Annotated in this window: 25 protein-coding genes and 2 tRNA genes; 13 read left to right on the top strand and 14 right to left on the bottom strand. The window is 53.0% G+C overall.

Annotation, left to right across the window (positions count from 1 at the left end; translation table 11 throughout):
• Positions 1-274: 274 nt before the first annotated feature.
• Entirely contained in the window at positions 275-1,405 is a 1,131-nt protein-coding gene (dnaN, locus tag CKL79_RS16595; RefSeq protein WP_121970695.1) for a DNA polymerase III subunit beta, read from the bottom strand.
• Positions 1,406-1,878: 473 nt separating this feature from the next.
• Complete coding sequence (gene dnaA / locus CKL79_RS16590; RefSeq protein WP_121970694.1) at positions 1,879-3,240, bottom strand: chromosomal replication initiator protein DnaA; 1,362 nt, start codon at positions 3,238-3,240, stop codon at positions 1,879-1,881.
• 534 nt (positions 3,241-3,774) lie between these two features.
• On the opposite strand from dnaA, the gene CKL79_RS16585 reads away from it, so the two are divergent.
• From CKL79_RS16585 to CKL79_RS16565, 5 genes are all read left to right on the top strand, one after another.
• Positions 3,775-5,076 (top strand): HhoA/HhoB/HtrA family serine endopeptidase, encoded by a 1,302-nt coding sequence (locus CKL79_RS16585; RefSeq protein ID WP_240518911.1) that lies wholly within the window; start codon positions 3,775-3,777, stop codon positions 5,074-5,076.
• Between the two features lie 84 nt (positions 5,077-5,160).
• A complete protein-coding gene (locus CKL79_RS16580) occupies positions 5,161-5,529 on the top strand; it encodes a hypothetical protein (protein ID WP_121970693.1) in 369 nt (122 codons plus the stop codon).
• Between the two features lie 109 nt (positions 5,530-5,638).
• Positions 5,639-6,220 (top strand): hypothetical protein, encoded by a 582-nt coding sequence (locus CKL79_RS16575; RefSeq protein ID WP_121970692.1) that lies wholly within the window; start codon positions 5,639-5,641, stop codon positions 6,218-6,220.
• A 62-nt stretch (positions 6,221-6,282) separates the two neighbouring features.
• Complete coding sequence (locus tag CKL79_RS16570) at positions 6,283-6,525, top strand: hypothetical protein (protein WP_121970691.1); 243 nt, start codon at positions 6,283-6,285, stop codon at positions 6,523-6,525.
• A 324-nt stretch (positions 6,526-6,849) separates the two neighbouring features.
• Positions 6,850-6,923: transfer RNA gene (locus CKL79_RS16565), tRNA-Pro, on the top strand.
• A 118-nt stretch (positions 6,924-7,041) separates the two neighbouring features.
• Here CKL79_RS16565 and CKL79_RS16560 read toward each other — a convergent pair.
• The 5 genes from CKL79_RS16560 to CKL79_RS16540 all read right to left on the bottom strand — a co-directional run bounded on the left by CKL79_RS16560 (position 7,042) and on the right by CKL79_RS16540 (position 12,493).
• Entirely contained in the window at positions 7,042-8,202 is a 1,161-nt protein-coding gene (locus CKL79_RS16560; protein WP_121970690.1) for a site-specific integrase, read from the bottom strand.
• 309 nt (positions 8,203-8,511) lie between these two features.
• Positions 8,512-10,200, bottom strand: a complete 1,689-nt coding sequence (locus CKL79_RS16555; RefSeq protein WP_121970689.1) for a virulence-associated E family protein — start codon at positions 10,198-10,200, stop codon at positions 8,512-8,514.
• A gap of 3 nt (positions 10,201-10,203) precedes the next feature.
• Positions 10,204-10,479, bottom strand: a complete 276-nt coding sequence (locus CKL79_RS16550; protein WP_121970688.1) for a hypothetical protein — start codon at positions 10,477-10,479, stop codon at positions 10,204-10,206.
• Between the two features lie 819 nt (positions 10,480-11,298).
• Complete coding sequence (locus tag CKL79_RS16545) at positions 11,299-11,904, bottom strand: hypothetical protein (RefSeq protein ID WP_141242223.1); 606 nt, start codon at positions 11,902-11,904, stop codon at positions 11,299-11,301.
• On the bottom strand, positions 11,897-12,493 hold the full coding sequence (locus CKL79_RS16540; RefSeq protein WP_121970686.1) for a hypothetical protein: 597 nt from the start codon (positions 12,491-12,493) through the stop codon (positions 11,897-11,899). Before CKL79_RS16540 ends, CKL79_RS16545 begins: the two co-directional genes overlap by 8 nt.
• A gap of 129 nt (positions 12,494-12,622) precedes the next feature.
• Here CKL79_RS16540 and CKL79_RS16535 point away from each other — a divergent pair, with 129 nt between their 5' ends.
• From CKL79_RS16535 to CKL79_RS16505, 8 genes are all read left to right on the top strand, one after another.
• Positions 12,623-12,850: a helix-turn-helix transcriptional regulator gene (locus CKL79_RS16535; protein WP_240518910.1), complete on the top strand. Its 228-nt coding sequence runs from the start codon at positions 12,623-12,625 to the stop codon at positions 12,848-12,850.
• Between the two features lie 235 nt (positions 12,851-13,085).
• Positions 13,086-13,177: transfer RNA gene (locus CKL79_RS23235), tRNA-Pro, on the top strand.
• Positions 13,178-13,477: 300 nt separating this feature from the next.
• Positions 13,478-14,560: a magnesium chelatase ATPase subunit I gene (bchI, locus tag CKL79_RS16530; RefSeq protein ID WP_121970684.1), complete on the top strand. Its 1,083-nt coding sequence runs from the start codon at positions 13,478-13,480 to the stop codon at positions 14,558-14,560.
• Between the two features lie 31 nt (positions 14,561-14,591).
• The gene (ruvC, locus tag CKL79_RS16525) at positions 14,592-15,086 is read left to right on the top strand and encodes a crossover junction endodeoxyribonuclease RuvC (RefSeq protein WP_121970683.1); all 495 of its coding nucleotides are present in this window, start codon (positions 14,592-14,594) and stop codon (positions 15,084-15,086) included.
• Between the two features lie 24 nt (positions 15,087-15,110).
• Positions 15,111-15,605, top strand: a complete 495-nt coding sequence (locus tag CKL79_RS16520) for a hypothetical protein (RefSeq protein ID WP_121970682.1) — start codon at positions 15,111-15,113, stop codon at positions 15,603-15,605.
• A 100-nt stretch (positions 15,606-15,705) separates the two neighbouring features.
• A complete protein-coding gene (locus CKL79_RS16515; RefSeq protein ID WP_121970681.1) occupies positions 15,706-16,326 on the top strand; it encodes a glutathione S-transferase in 621 nt (206 codons plus the stop codon).
• 28 nt (positions 16,327-16,354) lie between these two features.
• Positions 16,355-16,813 carry a cupin domain-containing protein gene (locus tag CKL79_RS16510; protein ID WP_121970680.1) on the top strand — a complete coding sequence of 153 codons (459 nt, stop codon included), beginning with the start codon at positions 16,355-16,357 and terminating at the stop codon, positions 16,811-16,813.
• 34 nt (positions 16,814-16,847) lie between these two features.
• Positions 16,848-17,537 carry a hypothetical protein gene (locus tag CKL79_RS16505; protein WP_121970679.1) on the top strand — a complete coding sequence of 230 codons (690 nt, stop codon included), beginning with the start codon at positions 16,848-16,850 and terminating at the stop codon, positions 17,535-17,537.
• Between the two features lie 13 nt (positions 17,538-17,550).
• Here CKL79_RS16505 and CKL79_RS16500 read toward each other — a convergent pair whose 3' ends face one another.
• The 7 genes from CKL79_RS16500 to sixA all read right to left on the bottom strand — a co-directional run bounded on the left by CKL79_RS16500 (position 17,551) and on the right by sixA (position 23,659).
• Positions 17,551-18,474 carry an NAD(+) kinase gene (locus CKL79_RS16500; protein ID WP_121970678.1) on the bottom strand — a complete coding sequence of 308 codons (924 nt, stop codon included), beginning with the start codon at positions 18,472-18,474 and terminating at the stop codon, positions 17,551-17,553.
• A gap of 52 nt (positions 18,475-18,526) precedes the next feature.
• The gene (gene nuoK / locus CKL79_RS16495) at positions 18,527-18,832 is read right to left on the bottom strand and encodes an NADH-quinone oxidoreductase subunit NuoK (RefSeq protein WP_121970677.1); all 306 of its coding nucleotides are present in this window, start codon (positions 18,830-18,832) and stop codon (positions 18,527-18,529) included.
• A gap of 53 nt (positions 18,833-18,885) precedes the next feature.
• Positions 18,886-19,491, bottom strand: a complete 606-nt coding sequence (locus CKL79_RS16490) for an NADH-quinone oxidoreductase subunit J (RefSeq protein WP_121970676.1) — start codon at positions 19,489-19,491, stop codon at positions 18,886-18,888.
• A gap of 104 nt (positions 19,492-19,595) precedes the next feature.
• Positions 19,596-20,219 (bottom strand): NAD(P)H-quinone oxidoreductase subunit I, encoded by a 624-nt coding sequence (gene ndhI / locus CKL79_RS16485; protein WP_170944087.1) that lies wholly within the window; start codon positions 20,217-20,219, stop codon positions 19,596-19,598.
• 57 nt (positions 20,220-20,276) lie between these two features.
• The gene (gene nuoH / locus CKL79_RS16480) at positions 20,277-21,395 is read right to left on the bottom strand and encodes an NADH-quinone oxidoreductase subunit NuoH (protein ID WP_121970674.1); all 1,119 of its coding nucleotides are present in this window, start codon (positions 21,393-21,395) and stop codon (positions 20,277-20,279) included.
• 442 nt (positions 21,396-21,837) lie between these two features.
• Positions 21,838-22,998: a citrate synthase gene (locus tag CKL79_RS16475; RefSeq protein WP_121970702.1), complete on the bottom strand. Its 1,161-nt coding sequence runs from the start codon at positions 22,996-22,998 to the stop codon at positions 21,838-21,840.
• Between the two features lie 148 nt (positions 22,999-23,146).
• A complete protein-coding gene (gene sixA, locus CKL79_RS16470) occupies positions 23,147-23,659 on the bottom strand; it encodes a phosphohistidine phosphatase SixA (RefSeq protein WP_121970673.1) in 513 nt (170 codons plus the stop codon).
• Positions 23,660-23,788: the final 129 nt, after the last annotated feature.

The raw sequence follows: 23,788 nt of genomic DNA, 5'->3' as shown, positions 1-23,788 counted from the left end.
ATAATCGCAGCTAAAGCTAAGTCCATAGGTTTCTCTTAATTCGTCAGCGAAGCGTCTGAGCGTAGTACAGCGGCGTAGTACATAGCGCCACCATTAATTTACCCCGATTGCCCTAGCAGCAACCAATGACGGGAGCCATAATAATCAACATTTCTTGATTCTTGCTCATAGCTTTAAACTCCTCAGCGGATCTCTTCCCCAGTGCCCGCAGCTGCACACTGTCAGACATCGCTAATGGAGGGCCAGCAACCTTGACAGCCAGTAGCCTTATAGCCTAGCTGCGAATCTGCACGGGCATGACCAGGTAGGTAATTTTGGTGCCGCCTAGTGGTGTCAGCACCGAAGGGCTCGTTGCGGTATTGCACTGAATCTGAATTTCTGCAGAGGGCAGGGCTTTAAGGCCGTCTAGCAAATAGCGCACGTTAAAGGCAATCTCTAAGCTTTCACCCGTCACTTGAGCGGGGAGGGTCTCTAACCCGCTGCCGACTTCCTGCGCTTCGACGGACAGGGCCAGCGACTGATTTTCGCTATCAATCGACAGCTTGACGATGTTATTGCGCTGATCTGCCATTACCGCAATCCGTTCTAGAGAGGAGATAAACTGCTTACGGTCTATCGTTAGCTGGCGCTCAAATTGCTTAGGCAGCAGCTGACGGTAGTTGGGATACTGGCCTTCTAGCAGGCGGCTGGTAATTCGCTGCTGGCCCAGGTCAAATACAGCCTGGGTTTGATCGAGTTGTAAGGCCACCGGTTCGCTGCTGGGGTAAGCCTGTAAAATTCGCTCTAGCTCTCGCAGCGCCTTACTGGGAATCGTGACAGTTGTCTGTAGGCCAGCCGCACCGGTTTCGTCCACCGTTTGCACAATCGCTAGACGATGCCCATCGGTTGCCGCAAATTCTAAGCTCTCATCGTCAGCCGTAAGATGAACGCCGGTCAAGACCTGCTTGGTTTCGTCAGTGCTGGTCGCAAATAGTGACCCTCTCAAGCCTTCAATCAGCGCATCGGCTGAAATTTTCACCGGCTCTGCTGAGGCTACTTCGGGCAAGTTGGGATAGTCTTCGGCACTCAGCCCCCTGACCTGGTAGCGTCCGGCTGAGCAGGCCAACGTGATCACAGGTTCATCTTCATCTTCGCTGATATCGAGGTCTTCATTGGGCAGTCGGGAGACGATATCGCCGAGCAGCTTAGCCGGTAGCGTCAGCGCGCCGCTCTCATCAACTTGAGCCGCAAAGGTCGTTTGGATGCCCAGAGTTTCATCAAACCCGACCAGGGTCACCTGCTGCGTATCGGTGCTGGCAGTAACCAAAACGTTACCTAAAACCGGCTTACTTGGCCGCGACGGCACTGCCCGGCTGACCAGTGAAAAATGAGTGTTGAAATCGGTTTGCGGGCAGCTAAATTTCATCGCTCAGTGGGGAATGTTTGAACAGGTAAGACCTTTGAGATGCCCAATACTATCACCCATTAGCCCTGTTCTACAGCCTCTTGTCAACTGGCCATTGCGCTCGTTTTAAGACTGCTTTCTTTCTAATAATAGATATTTAAACTAGTAGTAGTAGAGGCTGTGGAAACTGTGGAAAACTCAGCTAATGTCCGAGTAAAAGTTGCTTTCAGCCTTTTTCATGCTGTGGAAAACCTGTGGAAAACTTTGGGAGTTTTCCACAACCCTTGCAATAGCTGGATTCTTTTCCACAGATGGCAATGGGTTTCCCACCGGCTCTCCACAGGTTTTCCACAGGAAAACAGGGGTTTTCCACAGGAAAATCCTGCGTACGTTTAATTTTTCTTAACCTGTAGGCCGGATTTTTCCATAAAAAACGCCCACCCTGAGAAGACCAGGCGGGCGATCGCGGCTCATGAGTCTGACGTGTTAGCTTCTCAGCTATTGGAGGAAAGGGTGATGCGATCGCTCACTTCGCGCACTGTCTGCGCCAGGTTGAGATCGCGCTTGACGAGCTGAGCAATTTTGTCGCAGCTGTACATGACGGTGGTGTGGTCTTTGCCGCCAAACTGTTCGCCAATCTTAGGTAGGCTCAAGTCGGTGTGCTGCCGCATTAGGTACATGCCCACCTGCCGGGCCAGGCTGATTTCGCGGCGACGCGAGTTGCTCTTAAGATCTTCAATTGAGATTTTAAACGTATCGGATACGGACTTGATCACCGCTTTAGGCGAAGACTCGATGCGCTCTGCTGGCGGATTAAGCACAGGTATCAGGTTTTCGACGGTCATTGGTAGGCCCGAGATCGAGGTGTAGGCGATCGCCCGCGTCAGCGCTCCCTCTAGCTCGCGAATATTTGTCACGTAGGAAGAGGCAATATACTCCGTCACATCTCTTGAGAGCGAGACCTGCTCGTACTCTGCTTTCTTCTGCAAAATGGCCATGCGCGTCTCAAAATCGGGCGACTGAATATCGGCAATCAGCCCCATCGAAAATCTTGAGCACAGTCGGTCTTGCAGGCGCGGAATTTTATTCGGCGGTCGGTCAGAAGCCAGCACAATCTGCTTACCGGCCTCGTGCAGCGTATTAAAGGTGTGAAAAAACTCTTCTTGCGTGTATTCTTTGCCCTCAATAAACTGAATGTCGTCTACTAAGATGACATCGACCTCCCGATACTGCTCGCGAAACCGCTGCATCGTATCGCGACGAATTGAGGCAATCAGATCATTGGTGAACTGCTCAGTAGAGACATAGGCGACCCGCGCATTTTGATTGCTTTCCAGGCGATAGTGACCAATTGCCTGCATCAGATGCGTTTTACCCAAGCCCACTCCGCCGCACAAAAACAGCGGATTAAACTCTCGGCCCGGCGATTCTGATACTGCTAGAGCCGCTGCGTGGGCCATGCGGTTGTTAGCGCCCACCACGAAGCGTGAAAAAATCGCTTTGGGATTGAGATCAGAAGAGCCGCTGCCGTTCTTTTCAGCGCTAGCGGCGACGGTAGGCGTTGAAAAGTAAGTGCTATCGGCGGGCGCAGATACCTTAGGGACCTCGTCTGTCACCGTAATTGAGACATCCACGGTGTGGCCTAGTACCTCAGCGGCGACCTCAGAAATTTGGCTCAGGTAGTGCTTTTGCAGCCAGTTGCGGGCAAACGGATTGTCAGTAAGGACCACCAACTGCTGCTCAGTCAGCGTGTGGATGCGGGTAGGCTTGATCCAGGTTTCAAAGGTAGGACTGCTCAGCTGGCTTTCTAGCTTGGCCAGTACCTGATTCCAAAGATCTTCATTTGCTTGAGCCACCGATCCGCCTCGATAGTTTTCAGGAGTCTGTTTGGGTGAGTGCTGACCAGTGCGTTCGGATGCGTCATCTGCCAGCGCTCACCCGGCTTGACAGATGTTTTAAGTCAATATGTGAGTCAATAAGCGTAGCGCCCTGTACAAACAGACAGCTAAGAGTAGAAGGTCTAGGGACTCTCTAGAGTACTAGATATAGCGTCTACAAAGGCAGGAGAAATCTGTATATGTGGCGATTGACATGAACTGGTGAGAGATAGGCATAAAACATAGCGGTAGGACGAGCGGATAGGTGCGATCGCACCATCCGTTTCAGCAAAGTCTCGCTCCCGCTTTAAAGGCAATTTTTGTATGAGCCCTGTTTTCTGTAGTGGCAATTTACCGGGAGACCTTTCACAGAACTGTCACTGCTGAACATCACAGTCTTTTATTCAATCTGCTAGAACAAAAAAGCCAGAGAATAAAGCCAGAGAAAAAACCAGAGAAGCGCGATCGCTGGTGAATTCAGCTCGGAAAATCGTAACTGACAAAAGGTGAAGTATGAAGCAGGCTGACCAAAGAAATTACAGGTGGCTGCGCCAGTCGCTAACCTACGCGCTGATGACTGCCGCGAGCGCTGGCACTGTGCTGCTAGTCACTGGCCGCTCCCCTTCGCAAACGGCTACCCGATTTCCTTACGAGACCGCCCAATACGAGACGATTCAATCCGAACCCGCTCTAACAGAAGCGCCTGCAGCTGTTCTAACTTCCCCTGCCGACGAATCTACCCTGCTCGCTCAGGCTAACGGAACCGAGCGCTTAATGGGGGGCGCAAACTTTATCGCCACGGCGGTAGAGCGGGTGGGCCCAGCCGTAGTGCGAATCAACTCTGCGCGCACCGTTACTGCCAGCCGTCGCCCAGTGATTTTTAACGATCCTTTCTTCCGCGAATTTTTTGGGGATATGGGCGTTCCCGATCAGCCAACTGAGCGGATAGAGCGAGGCACCGGTTCCGGCTTTATTCTCAATGCCAATGGCATCATTTTGACGAACGCGCATGTGGTTGAGGGCGCAGACCAGGTAACGGTCACCTTCAAAGACGGCCGGGAGCTACGCGGCGAAGTCTTAGGCGAAGATCCGCTGACCGACGTGGCAGTAATCAAAGTAGAGGCGGATAATCTGCCGGTAGTCTCAATTGGCGATTCGGATGCGCTGCGGCCGGGTGAGTGGGCGATCGCCATCGGCAATCCCTTAGGACTCGACAACACCGTTACTGCTGGCATCATCAGCGCCACAGGCCGCACCAGCGCCCAAATTCGCGTACCGGATAAGCGCGTACAGTTCATTCAGACCGATGCGGCAATCAATCCGGGTAACTCCGGTGGCCCGTTGCTGAATGAGCGGGGTGAAGTGATTGGTATTAACACCGCCATTATCGGCAACGCGCAGGGACTCGGCTTTGCGATTCCGATCAATCAGGCGCGGGCGATCGCCGATCAGCTGATCGCCAATGGGCGCGTAGAGCATGCCTACCTTGGCATTCAAATGCGCACGCTCACCCCGGCATTAAAAGCAGAGATCAATGCCGATACGCGCTCAGGTCTCCGCCTACAAGCTGATCAAGGCGTAGTCATTTTAGGCATTGCCCGGAACGCGCCGGGGGCTCAGTCGGGACTACGGCTAGGCGATGTGATTTTGTCAATGAATGGTCAGACCATCACAGAAGCCGATCAGGTGCAGCGAACGGTAGAAGGGACGGCTGTGGGCGAGGCGATCGCCGTGACCATCAACCGGGGTGGCCAAACGGTAGAGCTATCTGTGCGCCCAGGGAACTACCCCACTGAGGCAAGTGCCCGCCGCTAGTCATCTTCCTGTCAGCTTGTCCTGAGGACTGTCTTTAATATAGTATAAATGTATTAGTCCTAAGGATGGTCTGGAGGATAGTACATGAGCGATGAAGAGGGTAGTCAAATTCCCGTTACTCAACTTTTTACTCGCTACGGGTTGAGCAAGTCGGCAGTTTACAAACGCATGGCCGATCTCGGCATAAAGCGGCAAAAGCTGGGCAATCGTGCCTATATTGCTGCCGACCAGGTAGCCCTCTTAGATGAGCTGCATGAACATATAAAGCAAGGCGGCAATACTGCTGAATTCTTAGTAAATAGGAAACTTAATCTTGCCAACCCGGCCACAACCGGAGCTGCTGACCAGTCTGTAGAGCTATCCTCAGGGCTCGTCTTGAGCCAGACAGATTTATGGAAATTAGCCAGAGCCATCATCGCTGAGATCGTTGCCATATTTAGAAAAGGCAGCTAAAGCACGGGGCACGCAGTGTAACTTTATCTTGATGCGTTAAAGACTCACCGGTCCTGAGGATAGTCTGAAGGATAATATAGAGATTCCTGAGGACGGGTAGAGAAGGGGTATGGCTAAAGGAAACATTGATCGCATCCCGGTCAATCAGCTGATCGCTCGCTACAAACTAGCTAGAAGCGCGGTCTATAAGCGCATGTCTGACCTCGGTATTGAGCGGGAGAAGATTGGCAACCGGGCCTATGTCAACGCGCAGCAAATTGCCCTGCTCGATGAACTGCACGACTTTATTCAAGTCGGCGGCAACGTGGCCGAATTTATTGCCCGCAAAGGACTCGGATCGGCCGGCAATCAAGCCGCCGACCTCAACGGCCAGTCCGCTGAATCGTCCTCAGAACTAACCACAGGAGTGTCCTTATCGCAGGCAGATATGCTGAAGCTAATCAGCGCGTTCGCCAGTGAAATGGCCTCTAAAATCCGGCCTGTCGCCGACCCCCTAGCCTATTACGAATCGCTCGAAAAAGCCGCTAGCAGAGGCTGGAAGCTTCGCACCTCGGAACTAGCCGACCTCTTAGATCTCGACCCAGACGATATTAATCGCTACGGGCAAACCTTTTACGAAGCCGGATTTGTCTTCAACCGGGCGGGCTATCGCTCAGGCGGAGAAGTAGCCTGGTTGGTCTCGAAGCGCTAATATAAAAAAAGAGCTGACATTTCTGCCAGCTCTGAAAGTGTGTTTTGTGTTTGTGTAACCGTTTGATATCAGCTGATATCTATCAGTGGGTGTCGGTGGTTTTGGTCATGGTGGTGTCGGTGGTGATGTTGGCAGTGATGCTGATGTTAGCACTGGCACCACTTTGCCATTTTAAAGGCAGCCGCGCTCAGGGCGACAGTGGCGGGCTTTTAGTCATTCTGGCAGCGGTACGCCAGCGGGAGCTTTACCTACCAGTGGAAGCCGTTCCCCCTAAACCCTCAAGCCTTTCTCTGAATAAACTATAGCATGTCCACAGGACAGTCCACCAAGTAATCCTCATAAAAGTCCTAAGGACTGTCCTTTGGATGAGTAGCCGTTTATAAGTATGCCTTGGGAAAAGCCGATAGGCTGGGTCTTTCAGTGGGTTCTACTGCTTAAATTGAACAAGCTAAATCAGTCAGGCTCAAATAGTTCAGTCAGTCATAGGATGAAATATTCTCAGGACAATGTGTAGGACAGTCAGGGGGTCTGTTGTGAAGTGGGCGGCGATCGCCTCAGCCCCAACCCCAAAAGTTAGCCCCTAAACCGCCTCAGAGTTTATGCTATTCTTGATAGGCAAATAAACGCTTCGGGGCGTAGCGCAGCTTGGTAGCGCACTACTTTGGGGTAGTAGGGGTCGCAGGTTCAAATCCTGTCGCTCCGATGGGCGATTTGCCGGTCAGAATAAAGGTTACAAGCGCTTTCTAACGAGAGCGCTTGTGCTTTGTGAGGCTTACTTAGACTTCTTAAAACAGCAAAACGGGTGCAGATTGGGTGCAGTGCTAAAAGTCGGGTAGCTTTGGTCTGTCCATCATGTGACCGTAGACCTCGGATATCATGCGCGTGCTGCTGTGCCCTGCCATTGACGCGGCTTGGTGAGGGCTCCACCGTTCGTACTCGATACCGTAGCTGATGAATGTATGACGGGCGGTATAGGGTGGCCGGTAGGGTATGCCTGCTTCTTCGCAGATGCGCCGCCAGTAGCGCCGACAATACATGCGGTCATCTATGGGCCTGCCGGTGGCCGTGGTGAAGATGAGGTCATCAGGCTTAGCCGTAGCGGTTTTCCTGCCTGCAAACAGCGCCAGCAGGCGATCATTCAGCGGTAGCTGTCTGACGTTGCCGGTCTTGGTGCCTTTGCGCTGTCTGGCTCCACCAGATGAGCGGCCATCGTCCGAACGGCTCAGCGACTCCCTGATAACGATTTCTTTACGGTCAAAATTGACGTGACACCAACGTAGGCCGATAGCTTCTGATGGTCTCAGACCTAGAGAAAAAAGCACTACGGTGAAGTCATAATACTGGTAGCCGGTAGGGTGAGTGCGCATCGTCTCTAAGAACAATAACAACTCTTCTTTCGTAAATGGTGTCCTGTCTTGAACGTTGATATTAGTGTTTTTCAGCGGTCGAACAGACTCAAAGACGTTCTCTTCTAAATGTTGTTTCTTCACTAGCCACTCACCAAAGCTTTTTAGAAGAACAAGATTTTGATTTGCTGTCTTAGGTGACTGGCGATCGCGCAGCATCTTCACGAGCTGGTAAGCCTGCTCTGTGCTGGTGATGTCTTCGCCGTGGCGAACGATGTTAGAGCGCAGCGAGTTGTATTTGGTGGCGATCGCCTGACCGCTGACCCCCTCACGGCGCTTGTGGGCGGTGAACTGCTCAAATAGTACAGCAGTAGAAGACGGTGCGGCGCTGGGTGGCGTTGGTGGGTCGGTTAGTCGGTACTTTGCCAGGGTGAGGTCATAGTTGCCGGTTACCAGGTCGGCTTCTATCTGCGCGGCGATGCCTCTCGCCTGGTAATGGTTGAGCGGGGTATCAGCTAGGCCGAGCGATAGCTGAGGGCGTTTGCCCATGTGTCGCCAACGCAGGAATAACATGCCGCTGCGAACGTTGATACTGACGGTGTTTTTTTTGCTTCTCGCTTGCTTTCGTCTGGTCATCTTTTAGGGGCGGTTTCTGTTAGTAACTGGAGTGTGACAGTGGACAGTTGGGTGTGACAGTAGGTCGCGTTTTTCCTCTATACGAGGGTGTTTTTATCGGTGTATCGGTGCCAAAATCTCTGAAACCCTTTGGCATCAACTGTTGTAGCTGGCACCGATGGCCTAAATTATCGGGGTCGCGTCGGTGCCATCGGTGCCAACGGAAGTTTTTATCGGTGCCATCGGTGCCAATCGGTGCCGCATCGGTGCCAGGGTCTAAACATTGATATAACTGACGTGTAGATTCTTGGCACCGATGGCACCGATAGATCAGCAACTTGGGGGAAAACTTCGTTTCCAAACTTTCTGCTTTTTCCCATTGTGTGCCACTGCGTTGGGTAACTTCTCCCACCCAAGCTTTCGTAAAACATCGCCGACGCGCCGAAAGTGACCAGAATTGCGCCTACCTACTTCCATATCAATTGCACTCGTTAGTATTGCTTGAATCGTTACCATTTCTAGGCCATCAACGTAGTCGCTGATCGGCTCAAACCATGCGTCTTCAGATTCGTATTGCTCTCGCATAGCATCTACTTCCCGGCTCTCCTCTGCGGTTAACCACCACTGCTCGCCAGCCTGGTAGAGGGTGACAGCAGCAGCCCAAACGCGGTCGCGTTCTGCTCGTAGCGCTGCCAGGTCGAGAGGCCGGGTGACAGGCACTACCCAGAAGCGACGGTTGCCGGTGGTATCGGCTAAGAACTGCTCTTGGTTCGTGGTGCCAACGATGACAGAGGCACGTTTCAGCCGTTCCATTGACTGACCATAGGGCGGGCGCAGGTTGTCTATCGCAGACGACATAAACGCCTTTACCTGGCTCACGTCGCGGCGGCGGAATACGTTTTCCAGCTCTGCCCACTCGACCATCCAAAACTGGTGTAGCTTCAGCTTTTCGTCTTTGTCAGAGGCTGAGCCTAGCGAGTCATCAAACCAGGGCTCTGACGCCAGTATCTTAAAGAAGGTTGATTTACCGTAACCCTGCGGGCCTTGCAGAATAAGGGCGCAGTCGTGTTTACAGCCGGGTGCGATCGCACGGGCGACGGCGGCGATGAGAAAGCGCTTGAGTAGGGCATCGTGAATCGGCTCTGAGGTACCAAGATGACGCTGAGCAAAGCCGTTCAAAACGTCTGTGCTATCGCCGTGCTCTTGGTGAACTGCTCTCAGGTACTCACCAACGGGGCTATAGCTGTTTTGCTTTGCTAGCTTCAGGATGCTGTCTGATAGATCCTCACGGGCTCCCTTGATAGAAAGGCTGTGAGTGATGTTTATTTCTAGCTTGGCCTTAGCTGGGTCGAAGTACTCACCGTCTAGCTCTACCTGCTTCAGCAGCTCATTCAGGCGCAGGCGATCGCCAAACTGCTGCTCTATCAGCCGGTATTCCCTCACCAGTCGCGGCGCTTCGTCTGAGGTGCCCTGGATGCCCTGTCGCTCGCGGGCGGCTTTCACCTTGGTATCTAGCAACCGACTGGCAGAGTAAGCGCTGTGGCCGTTTTCTTTGCACCAGGCGGCTAGGGTGACTTGCGCCTGCTCTAGCGTCTCAGAGCCTTCTGAAACCATCATGCCTAGATAGTCGGTTTCCACCTCCACTTCCATAGAGGACAGTTGAACGGCTTTCTTAATTTCCTTTGGTGATTTGACCTTTTTAAAGGGCTGAGCGCGGGTGTAGATCTGTTTGGGTGACTTGGTGTAGATGGCGGCGCTATCGGGGCCGTGTAGACCATCGTCACAGAGCTTGCCGGTGAAGTGATAGCCGTTGGCGGTCGGTACGGCTAGCTGTTTGGCGTTGGTATGGCAGAGGACTAGCTCTCTATCCTGGGAGATGGAGCAGTCACCGTCCTTTGTGCGATCACATACCGGGCATGGGTTATCCTTTGAGGAATGATGCATTCGGTCGTTTTGACTGTAAGTGATTGAGCCGCTACGGGGCATGTAGCGGCCATTTTTTTTGTCTACCGATGTCATGGCTTATTTGCTCCCTGTGAGTGCTTGAATAGGTTCGTGATGCAAGGTCTTGAGATACGACTGAACAGCCTGCTCATGAGCGTCTGTGCCCTTGCAGGTAATCCAGTGCATACACAGCTCAGTGTTGTAGCGGATGCCTGCTCTAGGGTTGCCTGGGTTTAGATATGTCCAGTGGATGCCGTTCTGCCACTCACCGGAGTTTCGCCGGTCACGCAGAAACGATCTAGAAACGCTTAGCTGCGCTGCCAGGTCAGCCGCGCTGCTGAATGAATATTTCATTTAGATAAAAGCCTTTGTACTACTCCGTATGACTGGCTGAAGCTTAGGCTAAATAAAAGGCTTTGTAAACCCCTGAAACCATTGTTTCTAGTAGCTTTTAGCTTAGTTGCCTATACAACTAAATCCCTATATCTGCGCTGCTTTCTAGGGTGTAAATGCGACTTGTGTAGTACACGCAGTCAAGAGCTGATCGCATAGCTGCCAGGTTTAATGCAGTGACGTAGCGGCCATGTGATTGTGATGAGTCATAAATTGCGCTCGGAAGGGTTAAACCTTACCGGTCACATTCAATAAATCGCGCCGATTGCCTAAAGCCCTTTCCCTTTAAGGTCAAAGGCGCGATTGCAATGAATGACCGGTAAGAATCGGACGCCTTTGAGCAAGGTCGAAAATCCAACGTGCTAAGAACACCCCTAATAGGGTTGTATGACCACTAGCAGGTTCTGATAATCCATCGTACTAAGCGCACCTATATTACGAATGTATTAGCACTGACTACCACTGGCGGTGCTTTTCAGTCACATTCGATCCACCGGGCAGGATGTATGCGCGTAGCAGGAACCTATGGTTACATGCTAGTTTTGGCGGTCACATCGCGCTAAAACTGAAATTAGATGTGCGATCGCAGCGCCTGTGAGTTTAAAGTGTTTGCCCCTAGAGCCGACCAATCGACCGCAATAAAAAGCGATGCAGGAAGTTGATAAACGCAGCCGGAAGGGTAACACCCTTGCGGTGAATCCTAAGCGCTGCCAATAAATGAATAATTGCGCTGGGAAAGGTATACCATTCCGGTCACTGCTAAGCGCAGCTATCACGCAGCTACAGAATCCTAAAGTCATCAGGCGACCCCCAACGCTTGCGGGCGGTTTCAATGGCTTCAGCAGTGCCCACCTCATCTGCTATCGCTACTAGCTTGTCTCGCTTACTTTTGAGCCTACGATTTTCGGCGTCTTTGGTTGTGTTTTGGTCTAAATGGCGGCTTTCTACGTCACGCGCTTTATGCCATAGCCAAGATGCGATCACAATGCAGGCTTCAGGGCCAAACACTAGCGCTAGAACTATCACGCCAAAGAAGTAGTTCTCACTACCAGCGAATGCAGGGTGACGCGCTGTGGTGAGTAAATCGAAATGGTACACCAAACCTAGACCAACGCCTGACACAGCAAGCCTTAGCGCCGTATGCAGCGGCTTATTTTTCATCTCACCTACGATTGCAGACGCGCCTTTCTCCTGACGCATCCAGCTAGCAAAGGTCAGCTCTAGGCCGGTGGCGGCGACGGCGACGGCAAAAGCCGTGACCGCGCTAGCGCCTGATGATGTTTCTAAAACGTCTGCGCTGATGACGGTGTTTTCTGTCGCCAGGTACAGACCTAGCGCTAGCAGGATGCCAGCAAAGGCACGGGTAAGCATTGGGATATTAAGCATCGGTTTGGCCCTCCTCAGCTTCGAGGGATATCAGTAGGTCGGGGCGGGCAATGTCGCGAACGTGCTCGCGGAATCGGCGGCGGGCTTCGTAGTAGCGGCGGCTTCCGCCTTTACTCAGTCCCCATACCGCGCTAATCGTTTTAGTCTGGCTGAGTCCTTGGCCGTAGAGTCGTCTGCACCTGGCGCGCTCTGCCGGGTCGGGTGGGTCGCTGAGTTCTAGCGGGGTGCTGGGTAGTTCCTCAGCTAGTGATTCACCGGGGAGAACTGCGGTGAGGCCGTCACTGTGGCTATCAGACGTGTGTCGGGGACGGTCGCCGGGTAGCGGGTCGTGCTCCCATGCGTGTACAGCGCGGTTGGGTGTGTGTGATCGCGGAAATACCTCGACCATGCCAGGAAGGTTGAATGAACTGTCGGCTGTGTGGAAGGGCGATCGCTCAGTCACGCCATCACGCAGCGTCACATTGCGCCAGGTCTGCGCGGCCCACTCACTGCGCTGCTGCTTGCGGTGGGTAGCGTATCCGACTGCGCCGCCTGCGCCTGCCAGGAAGGCGAAGCTGCCGGCAACTATTGCGGCTATGGAGAGGGACATGATAAGTAACCTCAAAGCTAAAGGTTAACGCTTAGACTTTAGCGCTAATGATTTAGCAGTGTCAATTATTTAGCGCTAGGAATTTAGCGTTAAGGTTATGCTATTCGGTAGCGCATGGGAGAAATTTATATGTCAAAGATTACTGAGCTGAGGGAGCAGGCAGGGCTTACACAACGTCAGCTCGCTGACTTTATCGGCGTTGACCCTTCGACCATCAGGAACTGGGAGAGGAATAGAAACTCTATTGAATCGTTCGTGCGATTTGCAAAGCTGTGTGAGGCTCTTAACTGCGAGCCGTCAGAGCTTTACTCAGTAGAAGATCCAGCTATGAGCAGTGAGGATTTAGAAAATGACTGACGATAGGCTAAACGGCCTAGAACGCCGGATGGATAGGGCCGGGGAAGTGTTCAGCAGCGCTGGCGATCTGCTGTTACAAGCATCTGCGATCGCACAGCAGAATACAGCACCGAATTCTTGACTACCTGTTGAGGCGAGAGGTAGTCAATGACGCAAGCGGGCCAAGCGGCAATTGATTTCTGTAACGGTAATCAAACAGCCCTTAAAAGCGGTCGTTTGGGTGCAGATTGGGTGCAGCGTGATAAACAAAAGGCTGAAACGACTGCTACACAATGAATTGTTACTACTTTGGGGTAGTAGGGGTCGCAGGTTCAAATCCTGTCGCTCCGATTGGCAAAACATTTGCAAATAAGGCTTTCGGGCGCTCCCATTAGGGAGCGCCCGTTGTCGTTGAGGGACAATAGGGTGCAGTTAAAGGGCAAGCAGGCACCTTAAGGGGCATTGCCAAAAATAGTTAGAGCCGGTTGAACCAAATTGAGATAGAAACGTTGCTCACCCTTTGGGTGCTATGGCTTATCCCATTCTAGGAAAGCGCGGCAGCTGATGTCCGAAGGGATATATCAGAAACTTAGACAGGGCCTCCTGTGGCACAATGGTTAAGCCCTCGATCATATATATTTCAAGCCTGTGAGTATTGCCAAGCCACCCGCCCGCCGCGCCGTATTTCCCTTCACTGCGGTAATCGGCCAAGAAGACATGAAGCTAGCGCTGATCCTTAACGTGATTGACCCTAAGATCGGTGGGGTGATGATTATGGGCGATCGCGGCACCGGCAAATCAACCACCATCCGCGCCCTAGCCGATCTGCTGCCCGATATTGAAGTAGTCGCCGATGACCCGTTTAACCGCGCCCCTGGCAACCCTGATGTACAGGCAGAGCGTGAAGGCCAGGAGATTGCCCTAGCATCCAAAAAAGTGCCCATGGTTGATCTGCCCTTAGGCGCAACCGAAGATCGCGTGTGCGGTACCATCGATATTGAGAAAGCGCTATCTGAAGGCGTTAAGGCATTTGAGCCGGGGCTGCTGGCCAAAGCCAATCGTGGCTTGCTCTATGTAGATGAAGTCAATTTGCTCGATGACCACCTCGTCGATGTGCTGCTTGACTCTGCTGCCTCTGGTTGGAATACGGTGGAGCGAGAGGGCATTTCGATTCGTCACCCGGCTCAGTTTGTGCTGATTGGTTCGGGTAACCCAGAAGAAGGCGAGCTGCGGCCTCAGCTCCTGGACCGGTTTGGCATGCATGCCGAAATTCGCACTGTGCGCGATCCTGAGCTGCGAGTGCAAATCGTCGAACAGCGAACCGAATTTGACCGTGACCCGGAAGCGTTTTCGGCTAAGTGTGAGGCCGACCAGGTGGCTCTTCAGCAAAAGATCATCGACGCTCAAAACCGGCTCAGGGAAGTGAGCTTGGAGCATGAGTATCGGCTGAAAATTTCTGAAGTGTGCTCAGAGCTAGACGTAGACGGTTTGCGGGGTGACATTGTCACCAACCGGGCTGCTAAAGCACTGGCCGCTTATGAAGGCCGCGCCGAAGTCACTCTCGAAGACGTGCAGCGGGTGATTGCCCTGTGCCTGCGCCACCGGCTGCGCAAAGATCCTTTAGAATCCATCGATTCGGGCTACAAGGTAGAGAAGACGTTCAGTAAAACCTTTGGGGTTGCAGAGCCGGATATGTTGGCTAACGGTCGTCAGCCAGCGGGGGTCAGATAGCTCGCTCAAGCATAGTTTCGGATAGCGCAATATGAGCGAACGCATTCTGGGGCTCGATCCGGGGCTGGCGATTTTGGGGTTTGGCGTAATCGAATACGACCCGGCTAAAAAGCGCGACCTCTCGCCCGATATTCGCGTGGTGGACTATGGCGTGGTGCAAACCCCAGCGCGTACCGATACTGGCAAACGGCTGTGCACTATTTACGACGATTTGCACAGCGTGATTGACGAGTATCAGCCAGACTTGGTCTCGATTGAAAAGCTGTTTTTCTACCGGATGGGGAATACCATTTTGGTGGCGCAGGCGCGGGGCGTGGTGATGCTGGTGTTGGCCCAGCGTAATTTGCCCTTTGTCGAATTTACGCCTGCGCAAATTAAGCAGTCGATTACCGGGCACGGCAATGCCGACAAAGTGGAAGTGCAAGATGCTATTGCTCGTGAGCTAAAGCTAAAAAGTATTCCTAAGCCCGACGATGCTGCCGATGGCCTAGCAGTCGCGCTAACGGCCTGGTTTCGGATGGATTAGGTTGAGTAAAGGGAGCTTGACGCGATGCCAAAATTTGCTACACCCTTAGCTAAGGCTCAAGTAGAGCAGCTCATGCAGCCAGCGCTGATTCGGGTGATTGACAATATTCGTAAGCAGCTTGATGAGACAACCTGGCAGGGCCGCTACGAAGAGGAGCTAATCTGGCCAGCAGGCACGACTGATGAGCAAAAGACAGACTACGCAACGTTGCAACAGCAACTACACGGTGTGCCGCCCGAAACGCACGATCGGGTAGCGGCTTTGATGTCGCAACTGCCTCAGCCTGCACCGCTCTATACGCTGAGACTGACTAAAGCTGGCAGCGCTGATCAGACGGTGGATATTTGGGGGCTGTGCTATCAGGTGTGCGCGGTGGACTATCGCCCGGCTGAAGGTGGGCAGATAGAGGCGGATGATCGCTTGTTAGATGAGCAGGGCGAGGTGGACTGGCGTTTGCTAGACGATAAGACGAAGGCGCTAGTAGAAGATATTTTTCGGGCGCTGCCCGTTAGCGAGTAGCTTGAGTATCTGTGAATGGGGATAGAGCTATCGAAAGAATAGATATGCGCTGGTCGATATCTATGGTTGTCTGGGGAGGTAACTGACCGTAGGTAGTGCCATGCAGCTAATTGGAATGCTTGATTCACCCTATGTGCGGCGGGTGGCGATCGCTCTCCACCTCTTCAATCTTCCCTTTGACCACAAACCGCTCTCTGTCTTTCGCAACATTGACGAGTTTAGCCAAACCAATCCGCTGATCAAAGCCCCCACCCTGATCTGCGATGACGGCGAAGTGCTGATGGATTCGACGCTGATCTTGGCGTATATCGAAAAATTGACAGGCCAAACGCTGATGCCAGAGCCGATTGCCGACTATCAGCGATCGCTTCGGTTAATTGGCCTGGGGCTCAATGCCTGTGATAAGAGTGTACAGATCGAGTATGAGCGCAAACGGCCTGCCGAAAAGCAGTATCAGCCCTGGCGAAGCCGCGTTCAGTCTCAGGTTATCGCCGCCTATGACTTGCTCGAACCCTACGTGTCGGCTGGCTGGCTGGTGGGCGATCGCCTTACTCAAGCTGACATTACCGTTTGTGTGGCCTGGCAGTTTACTCAGCATATGATTGCAGATGTGGTGAAGAGCGATCGCTACCCAGCGCTATCGGCTTTGTCCAAACGGGCTGAAGCCCTACCAGCCTTTCAAGCCACTCCCCTCGAACCGGGTTGGCAGCCAAAATTTTAATTAGTAATTCTCCAAGCGTGAGGAAGGTATGCAAATTGATCTGTTGTCTATTCCGATTGAAAACGGCACGAGCTATCCCGCCTTCTTTAGAGCCCGAGTCGCTGGTCGCTCTCGTCAGCGCGTGGGCAAGGCTGCTGGCCTGAAGAATTTTGGTGTGAACCTGACTACGCTTGAACCCGGTAGCCAGTCAGCGCTCAGGCACTGGCACTCTGCTCAGGATGAGTTTATCTATGTCGTCAAAGGCGAGCTGGTCTTGATTACCGATGAGGGCGAGCAATGGTTACAACCGGGTGACATGGCTGGCTTTGCAGCAGGCAAGGCGAACGGCCATCATCTAGTGAATCGGTCGGCTGTACCAGCGATGTATTTGGAAGTGGGCGATCGCACTCAGCCCGACCAAGCGACGTATCCTGATGAAGATCTGGTTTTTACACTCACTGCCGAGGGTGAGCGACGGTTTGAGCATAGAGACGGTAGGGCTTACTGATGAGAAAGCAGTTAATAGAACTATTAATAGAACTATGGCGCGACTAAACTTCAAGAGGCCAAGCGCAATTTTCTGGGGGGCGATCGCCCTCGCTACCTTCTATTTATCAGGCTGTCAGCCCCAAGAGGTGGCCAACTCGACCTCAGAGCAGCGGCCATCTGTCGCCCCTCCCGCTCCGCTATCAATGCCGCCACCACCACCACCGGGAGCCTACCTGGCTAAAGTGCCGCCGTCGGTACTCAACCAGCTTCAGGGCTTACCGGTGATGGCTCCGGCCTATGTGCCAGATGGGTTTACGCTAGCTGAGCACGACGCTGCTGGTCCCAATGCCTATCGACTGGTCTACCGCAGCGCTGCCGGTCAGTGCTTTGCCATTGAATACGTTGGCCCCGATCAGTCGACTACCGGGCTGTCTGCCGATAAGGTGGCTACGCTTTCTGTTAAGGTGTTCGATTCGCCTGTGTTTGGACGCGATCGCCAAATCTACTACAGCCTGCCGCCTCAAGACCGTCCTCAGGACTCTACAGATAGCCCCAGTGAAGTTGTCAGCCAGTGGCTGACCAACAGTCAGGGATTCTACCGCCTGGTCGGTGCGTCATACATTGCCAAAGCCTATCCAGCGCAGACAGACTGTCAGAACGTCTCGCTGTCAGAAACGGTAAAAATTACAGCTTCGCTGACCGAGCTGACCGTCTCACCGACCGATCTGCTCCAAGTCAACTGAGCCGACCAGGCATCTACTTTTTGCGATGATCGTTGTGATAGTTCACCCGAGCGCCCGCCCACTGTAGCTTACTGCGCAGGGTGCGGTAGTAGGAGTGGTCTTTGCGCAAAATCACAAATTTAGCCAGATGGCTGGCCATGCGAATATCCACCCGCTGACCTGGCCAGATCGTCGTGCCAAAGACCCCGTCTGTCCACAGTTTGGTATTACCCTCGGCATCGGCTAGGGGCCAAACGCTGACAGTACTGCCGGGCGGCAGCACGATCGGTCGGCTCGATAGGCTCATCGGGCAAATTGGAGTGACAATAATGCACTGCATGCCCGGATGTACAATCGGGCCGTTGGCCGCGACGGTATAGCCAGTCGAACCGGTGGGCGTGCTGATCAGCAGGCCATCACCCTGGTACTGATCAACCACTTCGCCGTCAATTTCGACTTCCAAGATGGACGTAATCATGCGGTTGGGTGAGGCCGGTTTGACGCACATTTCGTTGAGCGCAAAGTAGCGATCGCTCATCGGTTCAAAGTTATAAGAGTCGCCCACGTGAGCCTGCGCTTGCAGCATCATTCGCTGTTGAATGGCAAAGCGATCGCCCTGCAGCCGCTCCCATACCGTCTCAAAATCGCCAATCACCTCAAAAGACTCGGTCAAAAAGCCCAAATGGCCGCCTACGTTGACCGCCAAAATCGGAATATCGTCCGCTGCCAGATGCCGCGCTGCCGAGAGCGCCGTCCCATCTCCACCCAGCACCACCGCTAGATCAATCGGCGTCGCAGTCGATTCTAAAAAGACTGGGTAAGGATTATCTTGAGCGCCGCTCGGCCCCAACATCACCTTGGCCCCCAGCGCTTCTAGCTGACGCGCGCACTTGTCAGCCCAGCTTTTGCTGAGCTTATTACCCGCCTTATAGACAATAATTACCTGCTTGAGCTGCACGGTTTACCTACCTAAGGGTCTGCCACAGTCTACAGGCCGCTCAATTCATCACTTACCACTTCAGCAAATTAAACTGCTCCATATCTACAGTATCGCGGTTGCGATAGATAGAAAGCACAATTGCCAGCCCCACCGCCGATTCAGCCGCAGCGATTGTAAGCACAAAAATGGCAAACACTTGCCCTCTAATAGCAGCTGAGTCTAGATAGTTAGAGAACGCCATCAGGTTGATATTCACCGCGTTAAGCATCAGCTCAATCGACATCAGGACGCGGATTACGTTGCGGCTGCTGACCAACCCATAGATGCCGATGCAAAACAGGGCAGCCGCCAACAGTAAAAAATACTCAAGTTGCATAAGTCGTCAAAAATCCACAGTGGTCTACACTCCAAAGCCAGTCAGTCAGGCTATCAATCCTGGTCGCGTGCACTGCCCGCTGCTACCAGCTCACGCGGACGCTCAGGCAGCGTCAGTGACTCTGTCTGGGTCGGTGTTTCATCAAGAATATACTCACGGCGAGCCAGAACAATCGCCCCGACTAGCGCCACTAGCAGCAAAATCGAAGCTAGCTCAAAGGGCAGCAAATAGTCGCTAAAGAAGTGCTGGCCAATTACCTCAATGGCCAAATCACCCGCCGCCACCTCGCTAGACAGTGCCCAGGGATGAGACACAATCATCGTGCCTAGCAGCCCAAAAATACCCGCACAGACCGCACCGGTCGCCGCTTTACCCAGCCAGGCACGGTTGATCGGCGCAAAGTTTTCCTCTTTGTTGACCAGCATGATCCCAAATAAGATCAGTACGTTTACCGCGCCTACATAAATCAGCACCTGAGCCGCAGCGACGAACCCAGCATTGAGCAAAATATAGAGTCCGGAAATGCTGATAAAGACCAGGGCTAGTAAAAACGCTGAGTAGACAATATTAGAGAGCAGTACTACGCCCAACGCTCCAGCAATCATAATCAGGCCCAAAATGCCCAATGAAACTAGCTGTACGCCTTCTGCTAAATTCAAAATTTTCTCCTCACGGTGTGTCGTCTCAACAGGATTAAAGGTAAAGCCAAAGGACGCAAAGCTATAAAGCTATCTGCCCTCAAGCCATTCAGGGCCAGCATAGACTAGTCACTATCTGCCGTGGCTTCAGCCGGTTCTTTAGCTTGCTCAGCCTCAATGTCTGCCACAATATCTTTGGGCAGGCGACCGGCCCGCCGAGAACCTGCTGGCAAATCGTGAGGATCCATTACGCCTTTGGGGAGATAGGCCAGCTCGCGCAGCGGGGTCACCATCGGATCTTCAGTGACCTTATAGGGCAAGCGGCCAAGGGCGACGCTGTCATAGTTGAGATCGTGGCGATCATAAGATGACAGCTCGTACTCTTCGGTCATCGATAGGCAGTTAGTCGGGCAATACTCTACGCAGTTGCCGCAAAAAATGCAGACGCCAAAATCAATGCTGTAGTGCTTCAGATTTTTTTTCTTCGTCTCTCTGTTGAATTCCCAATCGACGACTGGCAGATTGATCGGACACACCCGAACGCACACCTCGCAAGAAATGCACTTATCAAATTCAAAGTGAATGCGACCGCGATAGCGCTCTGAAGGCACCAGCTTTTCGTAGGGGTACTGCACCGTTACCGGGCGACGCTTCATATGGTCAAAGGTAACCGCTAGCCCCTGCCCGATAAACTTCGCCGCCTGAGCGGTCTCTTTAGCGTAGTCTCCAACTTGTTTTAGAAAATTCAACATGGCAAGGGGTATAGATTAGGTTCAGCAAGTATTGATGCCTGAGCGCGCGCTGCCTTAGCCACCAAAGGCAAACGGGAAAGATAGCTTGAGCGCAGCGGTTGCCAGCAGATTGACCAGGGAAACGGGCAGTAAAAACTTCCAGCCCAAATCTAAAAGCTGATCGATTCTGACGCGAGGCACCGTCCACCGCAGCAAAATGGTCAAAAAGATCAGCAGATAAGCCTTGATCATGGTCATGACAATACCTAGAGAGGCGGTGATCACCTGCACCCAGGGCGCTGTCTCGCTTATTCCCAAGAGCCCCGTCAGCGTCTCGACCGGAATCGGAAAGTTCCATCCGCCCAGATAAAGCACCGAAACGATCAGCGCTGACAGGGTCAAGTTAACGTATGAGCCCACATAAAACAGACCGAATTTCATTCCGGTGTATTCAGTCTGGTAGCCCGCTACCAGCTCTTCTTCTGCCTCAGGTAGGTCAAAGGGTAGGCGCTCGCACTCGGCTAAAGCAGCAATCCAAAAAACCACAAAGCCAACTGGCTGCCGCCAGATGTTCCATCCTAAAATGCCGTAGCTCGACTGCTGATTGACGATGTCAATGGTACTGAGGCCATTGGTCATCATCACGACTGCCAAGACTGCTAGCGCTAGCGGAACCTCGTAGCTAATGGATTGAGCCGCCGCTCGGAGTCCGCCCAGCAGTGAGTATTTATTGTTAGAGGCGTAGCCTGCCATTAGCAGGCCGATGGGGACAACGCTAGAAAGCGCAATCCATAAAAAGATGCCGATGCCCAAATCGGTGATCACCATATTTTGGCCAAAGGGCACAATCAAAAAAGATAGAAAGACCGGAATCACCACAATGGCAGGGCCGAGCGTAAACAGCCAGGGGTCAGATTTGGCCGGTGTAATATCTGCTTTGAAAAGGAGCTTGATGCCGTCAGCAGCAGCCTGGAGCGAGCCCAATGGGCCGACGTATTCGGGGCCAATGCGCTGTTGAGCGGCGGCTGAGATTTTACGCTCTAGCCAGACCGTGATGAAAATGCTCACTGTAGCCACAATCAGCATTAGCACCATTGGCAGAGGAACCCAGACAGTTTTGGCAACCCCGGCGGGCAATCCTAACTCAATAAGGGCTTGAACGAACGTACCTTGAAGGTCAATGCCTGGATTCATGCGCTTTAAGGGTGGCTGTGTCTAGTTACAGTTGTCTCACAGATTCTAGCGCTTAATCAACTTCTATAGGCCTTTTCAGAAGAGTCAGGCCCAATTGAAATGCTAGCCATCTCACCATAGAGTCTATAGCGTTGGTCACTGTGCCGAGGTTCATCACACCGGCTGAAAACCCTATGTTTCAACGGGTAAAGTGACTCGCGGTTCCCGAATGCATCCGGGAACCGCGATAAACATCCCCTGCCTCCTTCCCTCCCCACAAAATAAAACCCCTCCGACAAAGCCGGAGGGGCTGGAGTTCCTGAAAATCGTCACTGGAGCTATATTCAGCTGAATTTTAGATATTGAGAAGAGGGGTAATGCCCATCACCTCTGTATTGTTACTCTGTCAGGGCCGATTGAGACCGCTGTAATCAGCTTAGTTGGGCGGGTTCCGATACATCTGCTAGGGCTGTTTTTCCCATAGCTGCAGGCGGTTTTCTAACGGAACGTAGCGCTGGTCGTGGGGGCCTTCGTAGATTTGAGTGGGCCGGAAGATTCTATTTTTACCAATTTGCTCCTTCCAGTGGGCGAGCCAGCCAGCGACGCGGGCGATCGCAAAAATCGGCGTAAACAAGTCGGTTGGAATGCCCAGCTTGCGATAAACCAGTCCCGAATAGAAGTCCACGTTAGGGTAGATGCCCTTGTGGCCGAGTTTTTCTTTGACCACTAGCTCTAACTCCAGGGCAATGTCGTAGTAGGCATCCCGCCCTTCTTTGTCAAAGAGCTGCTCGGCTAGTCGCTGTAATGTCTCAGCCCGAGGGTCTTTCACCTTATAGACGCGGTGGCCGAAGCCCATAATCTTTTCCTTGTTGGCGATCCGGGCGTCTATATAGGGCCGTACATTTTCTACAGAGCCGATTTCTTTGAGCATGGCGATCACTTCTTCATTTGCACCCCCATGTAGCGGGCCAGCCAGCGTGCCTACCGCTGAAGCGACCACTGCATAAGGGTCAGTTAGCGTAGAAGCGGTCACCATCGCCGAAAAGGTCGAGGCGTTGATCGTATGCTCGGCGTGGAGAATCAGGCAGACATCAAAGATCCGCGCAGCTAAAGGGTCGGGCTCCTGCTCATTGAGCATATAGAGAAAATTAGCGGCGTAGCTGAGATCGTCGCGGGGCTGCACCGGATCGTTACCTTTACGCATCAGTGCAAACGCGGCTACCATCGTCGGGATCTTGGCTATTAGCCGCACGACCGCATCTTGCACGTAGGTCGGATCTTCTAGCGCCCGGCGCGAGTGAAACAGGCCCAGAGCGGCGGCGCAGGCTTGCAGGGCGTCCATGGGGTGGCCGCTCTCCGGGAAGCACTTCATCATGTCGCGAATGCGATACTTGAGCCTGCGGTGATACTGAACCTGATGCTCAAAAGCCTGGAGCTCGTGATGAGTGGGCAGACCGCCCCAGATCAGCAGATAGGCCGTCTCTAAAAAGCTGCTGTGCTGCGCAATATCGCCAATGCGAATGCCGCGATATTCTAAAATTCCTTCTTTGCCATCTACATAACTGATACTCGACTGCGTGGCCGGAACGCCCTCTAAGCCTGGCCGATAGTCGCATGTCGTCATCATCTGTAGACTCCTTCCTTAATTAATCGATGCTTAGCCAGTGCTTTCTACCATATCGCTGTGTGTAGAGACATAGCTATGCAAGCGATACAAAACCGGTGAAATTAGTCTGTGTTTCTTGACAGAGCCCGCCCCTTTAGAGCAGAAGCTAGAGCAAAAAGCGTGGCGGCGATAGCCAAAAAAGCTGACTCCGGCCAATCGCCTCACTCGCAGCGGGTAGCTGCAGGCCAATAATGCCAGCTTTTTTGAGCGTCCACTGATCGCTTTCTTGGCCAGTGACTAGCTTTTGCGCCCACCCGCTCAAGTTGGGTTCGTGGCCGACGATGGCGATCGCCGGGCAGTCTGACGACTGCTCCAAGTGCTGCCAATTAGCCAGCCAGTTCAGCCAGTCGGACAACTCACCTTCTAGACTGAGCGCCGGACAGTCTAGAAGGTGTGAGGCTAACCCGGCAGCGAGCAAAATTTCGGCAGTCTGCTGCGCCCTGACCAGCGGACTGCTGAGCAAAGCATCAAACTGTAGGCCCAGATCAGCCAGTCGCTGAGCCACTCGCTGGGTTCTGGTAACGCCTTTGGCTGTGAGCGATCGCGCTGCCTCACTCACCCCGCTATGCCGCGCTTCAGCAATCCCATGACGAATAAAATAAACTTCGGTGGTCGGCATGGTTTAGCACACGGTGAGGGATCAGCGCAGTGAGGACAAGACGGCAGTCAGAGGTCACTAATTTATGTTACGCCGCCATGTCCACAGGACAGTCCATAGGACAGTCTGCAAGGCTCGCTAAGCCTGCTG

Origin of the sequence: Leptolyngbya sp. BC1307 (assembly GCF_002286735.1) — a bacterium.
Classification (GTDB): domain Bacteria; phylum Cyanobacteriota; class Cyanobacteriia; order Phormidesmidales; family Phormidesmidaceae; genus Phormidesmis.
This window is presented reverse-complemented; position numbering and strand designations above follow the sequence as displayed.

Excerpts from the sequence above, each read along its gene's own strand:
- CKL79_RS16575 (WP_121970692.1), top strand. The coding sequence starts at position 5,639 with ATGGCTAAAGGAAACATTGATCGCATCCCGGTCAATCAGCTGATCGCT.
- nuoK (WP_121970677.1), bottom strand. The coding sequence starts at position 18,832 with ATGCAACTTGAGTATTTTTTACTGTTGGCGGCTGCCCTGTTTTGCATC.
- CKL79_RS16475 (WP_121970702.1), bottom strand. The coding sequence starts at position 22,998 with ATGACGACATGCGACTATCGGCCAGGCTTAGAGGGCGTTCCGGCCACG.
- CKL79_RS16505 (WP_121970679.1), top strand. The coding sequence starts at position 16,848 with ATGGCGCGACTAAACTTCAAGAGGCCAAGCGCAATTTTCTGGGGGGCG.
- CKL79_RS16580 (WP_121970693.1), top strand. The coding sequence starts at position 5,161 with ATGAGCGATGAAGAGGGTAGTCAAATTCCCGTTACTCAACTTTTTACT.
- CKL79_RS16535 (WP_240518910.1), top strand. The coding sequence starts at position 12,623 with ATGTCAAAGATTACTGAGCTGAGGGAGCAGGCAGGGCTTACACAACGT.
- CKL79_RS16550 (WP_121970688.1), bottom strand. The coding sequence starts at position 10,479 with ATGAAATATTCATTCAGCAGCGCGGCTGACCTGGCAGCGCAGCTAAGC.
- sixA (WP_121970673.1), bottom strand. The coding sequence starts at position 23,659 with ATGCCGACCACCGAAGTTTATTTTATTCGTCATGGGATTGCTGAAGCG.
- CKL79_RS16545 (WP_141242223.1), bottom strand. The coding sequence starts at position 11,904 with ATGCTTAATATCCCAATGCTTACCCGTGCCTTTGCTGGCATCCTGCTA.
- nuoH (WP_121970674.1), bottom strand. The coding sequence starts at position 21,395 with ATGAATCCAGGCATTGACCTTCAAGGTACGTTCGTTCAAGCCCTTATT.
- CKL79_RS16555 (WP_121970689.1), bottom strand. The coding sequence starts at position 10,200 with ATGACATCGGTAGACAAAAAAAATGGCCGCTACATGCCCCGTAGCGGC.
- CKL79_RS16520 (WP_121970682.1), top strand. The coding sequence starts at position 15,111 with ATGCCAAAATTTGCTACACCCTTAGCTAAGGCTCAAGTAGAGCAGCTC.
- CKL79_RS16560 (WP_121970690.1), bottom strand. The coding sequence starts at position 8,202 with ATGACCAGACGAAAGCAAGCGAGAAGCAAAAAAAACACCGTCAGTATC.
- CKL79_RS16585 (WP_240518911.1), top strand. The coding sequence starts at position 3,775 with ATGAAGCAGGCTGACCAAAGAAATTACAGGTGGCTGCGCCAGTCGCTA.
- CKL79_RS16510 (WP_121970680.1), top strand. The coding sequence starts at position 16,355 with ATGCAAATTGATCTGTTGTCTATTCCGATTGAAAACGGCACGAGCTAT.
- ruvC (WP_121970683.1), top strand. The coding sequence starts at position 14,592 with ATGAGCGAACGCATTCTGGGGCTCGATCCGGGGCTGGCGATTTTGGGG.
- dnaN (WP_121970695.1), bottom strand. The coding sequence starts at position 1,405 with ATGAAATTTAGCTGCCCGCAAACCGATTTCAACACTCATTTTTCACTG.
- CKL79_RS16540 (WP_121970686.1), bottom strand. The coding sequence starts at position 12,493 with ATGTCCCTCTCCATAGCCGCAATAGTTGCCGGCAGCTTCGCCTTCCTG.
- CKL79_RS16515 (WP_121970681.1), top strand. The coding sequence starts at position 15,706 with ATGCAGCTAATTGGAATGCTTGATTCACCCTATGTGCGGCGGGTGGCG.